The organism is Sporocytophaga myxococcoides, assembly GCF_000775915.1.
Lineage (GTDB): Bacteria > Bacteroidota > Bacteroidia > Cytophagales > Cytophagaceae > Sporocytophaga > Sporocytophaga myxococcoides_A.
This window is the reverse complement of sequence record NZ_BBLT01000002.1, coordinates 808,658-821,468: the sequence shown is the minus strand read 5'-3', so window position 1 is coordinate 821,468 and position 12,811 is coordinate 808,658. Positions and strand designations below refer to the sequence as shown.

The window sequence follows — 12,811 nt, the reverse complement described above, 5'->3', positions numbered from 1 at the left end:
CCATTACAATTCTATTTTTAAGTTCGAATCCGCCAACTTTGGCTGATGTAAATAAAACGTCTTTTACTGTTGTTTCCATAAATTTAGTTTTAACGTAATTCGTTTAAACAATTATTAAATTATAAAAATACCCTTTTGTTATAAAGGGGAAATTCAGTTGATCTAGCCTCTTAATTTATCAAGAAGATCAGATAAGGTATTTGCCTCTTCCTCAGTAAGGTTTTCAGCTATTTTACTATTTTCTTTCATTATAGGCTCCATCTCTTCAAGGAGTTTCAAGCCTTTTTCAGTAATACCTACGTTGACCTGCCTTCTGTTTTCCTCATTGACAAAACGGTCCACCAGACCTTTACTTAATAACCTGTCACACAGTCTGGTCAGATCCGGATTTTTATCCAGCATCACTTCTTTGATAGCACCGCAGCAAGCTGATTCAGGGTGTTTGCCGCGCAAAATTCTGAGTACATTATACTGCTGATGAGTAAGATCAAAGCGTTTAAATAATTCTTCCAGCTTTCCACTTAACTGATTGTAAGTATAAATCAGGTTTATCCATGCCCTTTCCTGAGAGTTATTAAATTTTTTCTGCTTTATCGCCTCCTCAATTTTCATATTTCAAATTTATAGCATTTCTACAATAAACAAAATTTGTTTAAACAAAGTTTTCATACTTTTTAAAATTAACGTACCAAATGTTCAATATCCTTAAGGAGAATTAATAAAGCTTTATTTGATAAGTATACTTCCACAGCACAAAGTGTAAGAGATATCAGCATCATAATAAGGCTAATTCCAAAAACGGTGTGTACCAAATGAGTAAAACCATTATAAATCAAATACATGGTAAACGCAGCTGAAACCATAGCTCCTATTCCTATAAGCTGCATGTTCCTGATGAGCATAATTCTTTGTCTCAGGATTTTTATTTGTTTAATAATCACATCAGACTGTTCTGAACTATATTGACTATGCAGTGCTCTGATTCTATTACTGATGGCTATATATCTATTCGTATATGCCAATAGCAGCAGGGAGATCGTTGGAAATAAAAGTGCGGGTGTTGTTAAGGTAAGGTCATTCATCTTCTTCCTTATTTTTATTTTCTCTTAACTAAATATAACTAAAGGGTTTTAAAGTGAAAGTAAAAAAGCCGGGCTAAATTCATTAAACCACCCCTTCAGGAAGGAGGTTGTAATTTTGAATCCTGTCATTTCACCAAAAAAGGCTACCTTTTCCAAGATAGCCTTATATCAGATATTTTTTTTACATATCACTTATTAACCCTCAAAATCATACCCTTCTTCACTGAGTAGCCTTCCAGCTTATTAAGGTCCTTAAGTTCTTCGATCGTTAAACCGAATTTTTTAGCGATGCTGTCAATGGAATCTCCATCCTTCACAGAATACTTGCCGGCTCCGGAAGCATTAGCATTCATCTTTACCTTCAGCTTTTGACCTGCAAAAATAGTATTGTCCTTCAGAGAATTTAACTGAATCAATTCTTCAGGTGTCATACCAAACAAGCGGCTTATTGAAAATACTGTATTGCCAGACTCTGCTATATAGTAATCTTCCCCTTCATTGAGAGGAGCAGCTTTTTTATTAATTGTCGCTACAAAACCATTTGGATTTACATCATCTTCATCACGGTCTACTTCAGCCATCGTGGAAGGCGCAACGATATCTGCATCTCCTGTTCTTCTTACCCTTAGAGGAGTAAAAGCTTCAAGATTCTGTCCCTTAAGATTATTCAGCTTTTTCAGCTCTTCCACGGACATTTTATATTTTTTAGCAATCTCTTCTATTGTAACTTTAGGCTCTATAATATAAGTCATTGCCTTGGCCTGGTATCCCGGCCCTCCAATGATATGGAACTCTACCCTTCTGTTAAGCTGTCTGCCGATTGCATTTTTATTAGCCACCAAAGGTTTGCCCTCTCCCAATGCATTTACAACAAGTGCGCTTTTGTCAAGACCTTTTGATTTAAGATACTCCGAAGCTTTGATCCCTCTTTTTTCTGATAATGCTACATTATATTCATCAGAACCATAACTGTCTGTATAGGCATTCATTTCGATTTGCACCTCCGGATGCTTTTTGCAATATGCACACAGATCATCCAGTGTCTTTTTGGCTTCAGGTCTTAAATCAAATTTATCAAAATCGAAATATATGTTCTCAAACAGAACCCTTGATACCGGCTGGTCAGACGATTTTACTTTTACATCTTCAACAAGATATTTTATTTCAGCCGTGATTTTTGCATCCTTATCTTCAAGAGTTACTTTATAGTTATCAGGCTTAAGATTTTCATATCTGAAAGTACCCTTTTCATTGGTAGTTGTCCTTTTCAGGGTTTCGTTCTTTTCGTTTTTAAGGATAACCCCTACGTCCGATGCTGGTTGATGTGTCTCTTCATCTACAAGAGTACCGACGATCGAAATACTTTGAGCTTCCTGCAGAGAATCTTTGTCAACCTGAGCGATAAGGGCTTGTTTACTTTCAATCAGAAACATGTAAATATCATCGTTTCCAATTCCACCATCGCGATTTGAGGCCAGGTATCCTTTTTTCTCACCCACCACAAAATAGAAATCATCTTTACTGGAGTTAAAAGGTAGACCCACATTCTGAACTTCTTCAGTAAAGTTTTTTCCTTTAGCCATAAATATGTCCAGACCACCAAAGCCTTCACGTCCGTTGGTTGAGAAAAACAAAGTTCTGTCTGCAGGATAATAACATGGAGACATATCTATGCCAGGCGTGTTAATCTCAGTCCCCATATTGATAGCTTTCCCCCAATTATCATCACCGTTACATGTGCTATAGTAAATATCATGCATCCCCAGCCCTCCTTCTCTTTTGGACACAAAGAACATCGTATCTGCATTTGGTGAAACAGAAGGCTGAACATTGTATGTTTTAGGATAATTGATATTTTCATTAAGTTTCACAGGATTCGTCCATTTGCCGTTTTCCAGTTTGGTCACATAAATAGCACATTCATACGCTATGATCTTTCCTGTCTTGACAGGCTCATCACACCTTGTAAAGTAAAATTTTGTTCTATCCTTGTTGAAAGAGCCACCGGACTCGTTGAATTTGGAATTTACTACACTGAACTTGTCCTTGTCGTCCATTTGCTTCCAGGTCGAACCTTCCTTTTTGAACCTGAAGTTATCACTGTATTCACCTCCAAGCATTCCATATTCACTTTCTCCTATGGATTCTGGTCTTGCAGAAGTAACGACGATGGTACTGTCGTTTTCGAAAATTACCGGAGAATAATCCGACTCTACTGAGTTAACAGGAGTTTTCAGGTTGAAGAATTCGTAATCCCTTACTGGCTTTTTCATTTCGTCAATGGCAAGTGTGCAACCATCTTTGTCAATCTCTGCCTGGTCTCTGTATTTCTTTGTTTCAGAATCTGGATTTGGGTTTTCATTTATAAATTCCTGAAACTGTTTTTCCGCTTCTTCATATTTACCATTAAGCTTGAGCATTAAAGCATACCAGTATCTTGCAAGTGGGAAATCAGGAAGTGCCTTTTCTACAGATATTTTATAGTATTTTTCTGCAGAAGGGTAATTAAAATGAAATCTGTAGGCTTCCGCAAGTCTATAGCATACATAGTTATTACCGGGTTCCTCCGCATATACTTTTTCATATTCCTGAGAAGCAAGGTAGTAATCCATATTTTCAAAATACTTATCTGCCAGCTCAACTGAAGCTTTCTCTCCTTTCTTTTTTGCCTTTTTCTGCGCCAGAAGATCACTATGCTGAAAGCACAAAAAGAAAAGAATAAACAGAAGTGTGAGCGTCTTTTTCATCGCTGATAACCTCCCATAATTCTAAATTGAATTTAATTAATTTGAAACCTGTATACGAAAGTAGAAAAAAATCAGATTCTAGGCGTGTAAAACCTTCTTGATCTGCCTTCCCTTACTTTCATGAGTGTGAGAGAAATTTCATAAGCTCCTCTTCCGCGACTGATACTTTTAAGAGCCGATGCGTTATAATCATAGCTGAAACCAATCATATAATTGTCATTACCCAGGCCCAGGGATGCAATAAATGCATCTTGCAACCGATACCATCCTCCGAAAATAACGTCACGAGGAGCCAAAAACTTCTTTTGGTCGTTGAATACATACGTAAAATAGGCTCCTGCGTTTATTTGTCTGTAAGGGTTTTGACTTAAAACCAGAACATTCGGAGAAATATTTAATCGTTCTCCGGCTTTCACTTCAAAGCCTGCATGCAATTTGAAAAGATAAGGTACTTTATTAATAACCCCTTTCACCATTGATTCATTGGGAGATGACAAGTGGTAGGCTGCAAAACCTGCATAAGCACTGTAGCCTTTATCAGAATAGTCTCTTCCTGCATTATAGTAGTATATGGCACCGGCAGAGACATCAGCATATATTTTAGCTGTATTGACACTTTCTTCGCTTACAAACTCGGTAACATCATAGCCAATATACGGATTGAACTGTGATCCCCATTGGAGATTGGTAAAGTCAATATTTCGCTGAACAATTCCTCCCTGCAGGCCAAAAGTAAGGCAGTTCATTTTATTGCTACTAAGCCACAGGTTGTAAGCTGCATTTAGATTAATCCCAATAGTTTTAAAATTTCCATCACCAGCACGGTCATTATATATGGAAAGACCTAATCCTCCAAGATGAGAATCTTCAATTCCCTTTTTGGCATAAATAGGTTTGATTAAAGAAATCTGATTGGTAACATAGGGTATGTTGGCTACAGACCTCCACTGATTTCTATAACTGGAATTAAAAGTAAGATTGGAATAAATTCCTGCCATAGCAGGATTAAGGTAGAGCCCTGATGCATAATACTGAGAAAATGCGGCATCCTGAGCTTTAACCTCTCTTATACAAAGGGATACAATAAAAAAACAGGCCCAAAAGCCGACACATATCCTCTTCAGTTTCATATTTATCTAACAAGTGTAACCGTTCCGGATTTTTCAAATTCCGAACCGTCGTTAAACTTACCAACAACCATATAGGTGTATACTCCCATTGGAGCATTTTGTCCATCCCAGCCTTTTCTGTTAGCCATGTTAAAGTCTGAAGTTTCGAATACTACCTCCCCCCATTTATTGAAAACTTTAAAAGTAAAGCTTTGAGAAGAAATATTCAAACCGTAAACTTTACAAACTGAATTTTCCGGATTTCTGGAATATGGATTAAAGATGTTAGGCACAAACAGATATTTACTTGAGAGCACCTCAACTGCCAGACTTGCCATAGAAGAACACCCGTCTTTATTGATTACAGTGAGTTCCACATTATACTTACCCGGATTAGAGTATGTATAACTACTGTTAAAGAGGTTACTGGTATTACCATCTTTAAAATCCCACTTCCATGTACTTATATTTTGTGCCAAAGTATCTACCATATTAATAAATGATATTACATCTCCCGATATTGCATCCAAAGTTTCTTTACTGGTGTTATCCAGGCTCTTGGATGGTCCATCTGCTCTGAATGAAGCCTCAGGAGAGGGAACAAACGTAACATCTTTATCTAAAGTTACATTTCCGCACTCATTACTAACCTTTACCGTAAATGTCTTCACTCCTGATGCAAGTGAAGAGTTATCGGAAATGAAGAAGGTAGAATCTTTTTCCGGAGTTGAAAACTCTCCTGATGAAGAGGCTACTGTCCATTCGTAAACGAGCACTCCATCCCCCTGAGATGTAATAACTTTTAGAGGAATTCCATCAGCCATACAAGATTTTAGTGGAGATTCAATAGAGCTGATTACCGGAGGAGCCATAAAATCTATTGTATACTTGCTCGTATCATAACAACCATTTTGCTCAAAAATTGCATAATAGGTTCCATCCGTATTTACAATATGAGTCGATCCCTGATCCAGGAGTGTATTGTTTTCATCCATCCAGGTAACAAGACTTGAATATGGGTTTACACTGAGTGTCACATCCGTTCCTTCACATGCCTGAGGCGTATTGGAGACAATATCATCTTTTACAGGTTTGGGCCTGATGGTCAATTCAACGGTATCCGTCGCAGTACAATTAGTGGTATTATCTTTAACATTCAGGATGAAAGTATTGATGCCGGCAGTTGTTGGCGTTACAGATGGTCTGGCATCGGCATAGTTACCGGGAGTCCAGCTAAAAGTATATGTTGTAGGTAATGAAGGGTTTCCGACACCTCCAAGCATAAAAGTATTTCCTATACAATCTCCCGTATCCTCTCCTGCATCAGCAGTTGGTTTTATGCTTGCTGTAACTATAATAGAGTCGGCAACTGAGCAATTGTTACTGTTTGTTACTTTTAAATAATACTTTTTAGATGTTCCCTCTGCAATTTTAACAAATGCATTAAAATCAGAAATATCGGAAACTCCAGCAGCATTAGAAATACCGTCAATATCTTCTGACCATTTTTTGAAAGTGAGAGCACTTACAGACTGGTAAGAAGCATTAAACTTGCCGCTGTCACCAGGACAAAATTTGATATCGGTACCAGCATCCACAGAAATTTTATCTACAAGAACTTCAACCGAAGAAGTATCAGAACAACCATCTCCAGTCGTAACCTTTACCTTATATCTTGTAGTCACAGAAGGAGTTGCAGTTGGAGTCCATAACGTACTGTCATTTAATGTCTCTGCTGGCCACCATGCTACTTTATATCCTGCAGTAGATGGTACATCAAGGCCAGCAGCTTCTCCAGGACAAATGCCTTTGTCTGGGAAAGTTTTCGGAACCACATTAGTCGGCTTGGATGAAATTTTCACTATGACCTTGGCCGTATCAGAACACATTGGACTTCCTGTAGCATCCTTCATCTTAAGTGTGTAAACAGTACCAGAAACCGAAGGTGTAGCTTTAGGATTTGGACTCAGATAATTATCAAGTCCAGTAGCTGGAGACCATTCGTATGTATAATTGGAAGAAGGATTCTGCGGACCAAGTATTGCAGGGTCGCCATCACACATACCCACAATTCTGTCCATGGCAGCTTTCGGAGGCAGAGGTTTTAAAGATACTTTGATGGTGTCAAAGTTAGCACATCTCACTCCTGCTACTTTTACAATATATTCTGTTGACACAAGAGGGGTTACGATTGGATTCGACACATTTACATTAGATATGGTAGGGTCAGCATTCCAAAGATAGGTATTTCCATCTGGAGGAATGCCAATCTGAACCGATTCTCCCTTACAAATGGTTACATCATTCCCCATATTAATTGCAGGAATAGGAAATATTGCAATAGTGACAGGATCTTTTGTGACACATCCAAATTCATTAGTTGCTATTAGTTCATAGTTATTAGATATGAATGGCCTCCCAGCAGGCACTACTGCATTAAATGGAACATGAATCCCAACTTCAGGAGTTTTTTCAGTAATAATTAAATAATTGATATATCCAGGAGAATTAAACGACCAGGTATAGGATATTCCATTAGTAGGAGCACCACTAAAGCCAATGACTGTATCGGTTCCAGGACATAAAGGATAAAAAGCAGTAAAGTTTTTTGATAAGGTATCTGGTCGTGGATTTACAATAACCTTGATAGAATCTGTTGTAATACAACCTGCTGCCTCAATTGTTATTTTAAAAAGAGTCGTAGCATAAAGATTCAATGTACTTGTTAAAAGACTTGATGGATCTCCAACAAGGTTTGCAGGAGTCCATGAAATAGTTGCTGTTTTAGGTGTTATAGGCACCGCCATCAAACCAAAAGCACTGCCTGCACAAATGGCAGTATCTTCAGGAAGTTTTTTAATTCTCATTCCCTTGAAAGTTGTAGGGCCGCTATTGAGGCTAAAGGAACAGGCAGGGTTTTTGGCATAAGCAATAAAATCTGCAGATGCTGCAACACTACTTAAATACAAGGTATCACTACTTCCTGCTGATATTTTAACAATATCCCCTTTTTGATTTTTCCAGATAATAGTATCCATCGGAGAGGCTACTGCATCTTTTATTTTAGCTACAATTGCATAATTCCCGCATGCAAGGTCTGAAAGCAATTCCAAAGGCTCCAGTTCCGGTATAGTAAAGACGTAAACATCTTTACTAAGAGAATCAGTACAGGAAACTCCTGATGTAAAATAATACTTAACAGAATATATCCCCGGACTCTTGCCTGAGGGATTAAATTGCCATTTACCACTAACATATTCTGCAGGTTCTGAATAACTTGCCGCTCCGAAATTTTTAGTACAAATCGTAGATGTGATTGCAGAAGGAGTTGTTTCTGTATTGCAATAGAAATCTTTAAGGCCTGTAAAAGCTGAAGGCTTCCAATTATTAATAGATGACCGGATTACAGAGTTTCCAGTAAAGTTTGCGACATCAATGTACCCTCTGTTATAAAGTGAAATTGAGGAGGGATCCTCTAACCCATTTATTGGTAAATCAGTAATACTTCCGGAATTAGAGACCTTAAAAATCTTATTTCCATTGACATCTGAATAATAAACGTTTCCATCACAGTCTATTGCAAGACCCGAAATTCTTTCATCGCTCCCTTTTCTGTTTACAGCAATGGATACCATATTCGTCGCAAGGTTTAGTTTTTTAATGACAGACCTTGCAGGATCTGCAATATATAAGTAACCATCAGCAATAGTTAAGTGACCAAGTAAACCAAACTGAGCTGCAGAGCCTGCTACTGGTCCGGGGACGGAAGTACCATCAGGAACATCACCGGTAATTGATCCTGCAATAGTAGTTACCTGCTTTGTTGCAATATCAATTTTTTTAATCTTAAAGTTTCTGGAATCACTCACATATAAAGTTTTTCCCAAATCATCAATTGCAATCCCATAAGGATTTCTGAATCGTGCTGCAGTTCCAATACCATCCAGGTCTCCTCCGACAGGTGTCGCTGTATTTTCACCTGCTATAATCTGAACTCCGGTGGAGGGATTGTAAACTTTTATATTATGATTTACCTGATCACAGAAATAAACATTATTGCCAAACGATACAAGACCTGTTGGAACATTTAACCTTACCAATTTGGGATCAGCACCTACTGTATTTCCCTTGGCCCCACTTGTGTTTATAATTTCCCTAGCTCCGTTTTCATCAATCACCCAGATCTTGTTATTATTGCTGTCGCTGAAATATATCTTCCCCTGACAGGTAGTCGTAATACCCTGAGGATTGCTTATCAAGCCTACTGCTCCGGATCCTCCGCCTACCAGTACAGCAGAGCAAGGAGCAGGATCTATTGTAACTGTCTGCTGCGCAGGAACTATACAACCAGCCGAGTACTTTATTACATGTTTTCCAGAACCCGCAATGGTCGGATCAAAATACCAGATATCTTTGCCTCCTGAAATTACTCCCGGACCATAAAATATTCCCCCTGCCGGTGTTCCATATATCCTCGATTTCATACCTGAAACACAGTAGGATGATCTCAGATCTGTAATAGTGGCATTTCCGTTAGCTGCGGCAGGTGTGACAGCAATTTCGATAGAACCTTTTTCAGTACAATTGTTATTTGCAATAAGAAAATAAACAGTTGTAGGCTGTGTAATATTATCGACTGAATATTCAGTTCCCATAGAGGCTGCTGTGGGAGTGCTTGTAAAAGGGGTTAAACTCCAATAGACCCTATAATTAGAACTTCCTTTTTTAAATTTTATATCAGCAAGAGAGACTTTTGCGCTCCCTGGAATGCATACAGAAGGACTTGGTGATTTCCGGTAAGAAATGCATTCATTGGAATTTAAATACCACCACCACCAGGAAGACTGTGCAGAAGCCGATCGCGCAGACAAACACAATACACTAATTACCAGAGCAAGTGTATATATAAAAATTTTCAAATTCGGTTTCATAACGTAATCTGAAGGATTAAGTAAATTGAAATTCATTAAATATGAATCCAAAATGAACTTGTAAAGTAAGCTGTTTTAATCAAATTCATTTATTTAAATCCCGTATAAACAGTATTTTTCAAATAAATTTTACGTAAAAATCTATGCCCTGGTTCTTCTTACTTGTTTTTTTAATTTAATTTTGTCCTATGAGTTTTGGAAAAAGATTATACCAAATCTGGGTTTGGTTTTGCTTCATTGTCGTATTTCTGCTGATTTATCCTTTTTTCGTTTTATTTTCTTTAAGGGACAGCTGGAAAAAATATGGTCATTTCTTTAATAAGGTCTGGGCACATACTGTTTTTGGAAGTTGTATGCTACGGACCAAAGTAGAATTTCGTTTTAAACAGGATAAAAAACAATCCTACGTTTACTGTGCCAACCATTCCTCCTATCTGGACATTCCGACATTGTGCTATTCATTATCAGGTTATTATCTATTCATCGGTAAAGCCTCACTTGCCAAGGTTCCTTTGTTTGGTTACATGTTCCGCAATTATTACATAGCTGTTGATCGCCACAGCAAATTGAGCAGGTATGAGACAATGCAGAAATCTATGGAAGCCATAGATAAAAAACGCAGCCTTGCTTTTTTTCCGGAAGGAACAATCCCTAAAAATGCTGGGTATCAAATGATTCCTTTCAAGGATGGGGCATTTAGAATAGCAATTGAAAAACAGGTACCTATTGTTCCCGTCACTATACCTTTCAACTGGCTCATATTGCCGGATGATGGTAAGTATGTACCTAATCGCCGCCTTATGAAAGTTATTGTACACGAACCGATTGAAACAAAAGGCATGACACTGGATGATGTAGACGCGCTAAAAGATAAGACTTTTGACATCATTCAAAGAGAACTGATAATACAAAACAAAGAAGTTGCTTTAGTTTAAAAACTTATCATACCAGTTTTTAAAAACTTTAATGGAATTCAGAATTTTAGTACTTTTGAAACACGATTGATTATTACTTATTATGCATATAGATAAAGAAACCATCAGAAAAATTGCTCATCTGGGAAGACTGGAATTTGAGGAAAAAAATGAAGAGCACATTTTGAAAGATTTTAACAAAATTCTTGACTGGATGGACAAACTCAATGAGCTTGACACTTCAAATGTTGCCCCACTTATACATATGTCCTCTGAAGTAAATGTCCTCAGAGAAGATGAAGTTAAAGTGACTTTGAAACATGAAGAAGCTTTATACAATGCTCCGAAAAAAGATTCAGATTATTTCAGAGTTCCCAAATTCCTCGGATAAAGACCTCATACGAAGTCCTTCCTCCAAAAGAGAAGGACTTTTTTATCTTATTAACTGTTCATACCTTTCTTAATCCCATATTAATAAGTAGTCCTCTCAATCAATTTACTCCCATCAAGTATTTCCTTATGGTAAAAGTTATCTATTTTTAAGGCTTTATCCTAATCTTTTCTTGCTTTATAAGGTTATCTATTTAGCCTATCATTTTTTCAAGGATGGAGAAATCAGAACTATTACAGAATGAGACAGGAGAAGCTTTTCTTGCATTTGCCGAAGAAGTACCTCCTGAGGAAATTGGCAAATTATTTAATGAACTTCAAAAGGATTTTTTACAGGAAGAGGAAAAGTTGAAAATACTTTTTTCAGCTATTCCATTTCCAAAAAATGCCCGGACTTTCGAGCATCTTGATTTTGATCTTCAAAATAAAATACTGGAAATAGCCCCTTTAAACCTCACCTCTTCTCTACTCAATGAACTTTCACCTGATGACAGGACAAGACTATTCAGTGAAATGCCAAAAGAATCCCTGGCCAAATGGTTAAGCATGCTTTCTGTACAGGAAAGGAAAGATGCCCTAAAGTTATTAGAATATCCATCTGAAAGTATTGGCAGGCTTATGACCACTGATTACATTGCCGTGCGCCCAGAATGGACCTGCGAGAAGACAATAAAATTTATTAGAGACTTCGGACTCAATAGCGAAACCATCAATTTCATTTATGTAGTAGATAAGGACAATAAACTGATAGATGATTTAAAAATTAGAGAAATACTTCTTGCAAAGCCCGAATCAACTATAGGTGATCTTGTTGACAATAGGTTTGTAAGCCTGGAAGCAACTTCAGATCAGGAAAAAACAATAAGTACCTTTATGGAAACAGACAGATTTGCTCTTCCTGTAACCGACTTTAATGGCAAGTTATTAGGTATAGTTACAGCTGATGATGTATTAGATGTTATTGAACGAGAAGATACCGAAGACATACAAAAACTTGGAGGTAGTGAAGCACTGGATGAACCTTATCTTGAAATAAATTTACCTACCCTTGTAAGAAAAAGAGCAGGCTGGCTTATTATATTATTTATTGGTGAAATGCTGACTGCTTCAGCAATGAGTTTCTTTGAAAACGAAATAGCAAGTGCAGTAGTATTAGCCTTATTTATTCCATTAATTATATCAAGCGGAGGAAACTCAGGCTCCCAGGCTGCGACTATTATTACAAGAGCTTTGGCATTGGAAGAAGTTAGCAAGTCAGACTGGTTGAAAGTTTTCAAAAGGGAAATAATTTCTGGTATAATGCTTGGACTAATACTTGGTCTTATTGGTTTTTTAAGGGTTATTATCTGGAGCACTCTGTTTCATACTTACGGAGAACATTCGTTAAAAATAGCATCCACTGTTGGCTTTTCTCTTATAGGTGTCGTGTTATGGGGAACAATTTCCGGATCTATGCTTCCGATTTTTTTAAAGAGCCTTGGCTTTGATCCAGCTGTTTCTTCCGCACCATTTGTAGCAACCATAGTAGATGTTACAGGCATTATCATATATTTCTCCATGGCTTTTTTATTTCTGAAGGGAACACTTCTTTAAGTTAAAAGCTGAAAGTGTAAAGTTAAAAGTTTTAAAAAAAACAGG

Annotated in this window: 8 protein-coding genes; 3 read left to right on the top strand and 5 right to left on the bottom strand. The window is 37.4% G+C overall.

All coding sequences use genetic code 11. From position 1 onward, the window contains the following. Positions 1-162 precede the first annotated feature (162 nt). The 5 genes from MYP_RS07850 to MYP_RS24845 all read right to left on the bottom strand — a co-directional run bounded on the left by MYP_RS07850 (position 163) and on the right by MYP_RS24845 (position 9,869). Positions 163-612, bottom strand: a complete 450-nt coding sequence (locus MYP_RS07850) for a MarR family winged helix-turn-helix transcriptional regulator (RefSeq protein ID WP_045460908.1) — start codon at positions 610-612, stop codon at positions 163-165. 68 nt (positions 613-680) lie between these two features. Then, the gene (locus MYP_RS07845; RefSeq protein ID WP_045460903.1) at positions 681-1,082 is read right to left on the bottom strand and encodes a DUF2721 domain-containing protein; all 402 of its coding nucleotides are present in this window, start codon (positions 1,080-1,082) and stop codon (positions 681-683) included. A gap of 188 nt (positions 1,083-1,270) precedes the next feature. Beyond that, positions 1,271-3,829: a LysM peptidoglycan-binding domain-containing protein gene (locus MYP_RS07840; RefSeq protein WP_045460900.1), complete on the bottom strand. Its 2,559-nt coding sequence runs from the start codon at positions 3,827-3,829 to the stop codon at positions 1,271-1,273. 71 nt (positions 3,830-3,900) lie between these two features. Continuing rightward, positions 3,901-4,959: a PorP/SprF family type IX secretion system membrane protein gene (locus tag MYP_RS07835; protein ID WP_045460896.1), complete on the bottom strand. Its 1,059-nt coding sequence runs from the start codon at positions 4,957-4,959 to the stop codon at positions 3,901-3,903. 2 nt (positions 4,960-4,961) lie between these two features. Then, positions 4,962-9,869 carry a PKD domain-containing protein gene (locus MYP_RS24845; RefSeq protein ID WP_197060034.1) on the bottom strand — a complete coding sequence of 1,636 codons (4,908 nt, stop codon included), beginning with the start codon at positions 9,867-9,869 and terminating at the stop codon, positions 4,962-4,964. Positions 9,870-10,222: 353 nt separating this feature from the next. Here MYP_RS24845 and MYP_RS07825 point away from each other — a divergent pair, with 353 nt between their 5' ends. From MYP_RS07825 to mgtE, 3 genes are all read left to right on the top strand, one after another. Further along, positions 10,223-10,804 (top strand): lysophospholipid acyltransferase family protein, encoded by a 582-nt coding sequence (locus MYP_RS07825; RefSeq protein WP_231570016.1) that lies wholly within the window; start codon positions 10,223-10,225, stop codon positions 10,802-10,804. A gap of 82 nt (positions 10,805-10,886) precedes the next feature. Next, entirely contained in the window at positions 10,887-11,174 is a 288-nt protein-coding gene (gene gatC, locus MYP_RS07820; protein WP_045460892.1) for an Asp-tRNA(Asn)/Glu-tRNA(Gln) amidotransferase subunit GatC, read from the top strand. Between the two features lie 215 nt (positions 11,175-11,389). After that, positions 11,390-12,766 (top strand): magnesium transporter, encoded by a 1,377-nt coding sequence (gene mgtE, locus MYP_RS07815; protein ID WP_045460890.1) that lies wholly within the window; start codon positions 11,390-11,392, stop codon positions 12,764-12,766. Positions 12,767-12,811 lie beyond the last annotated feature (45 nt).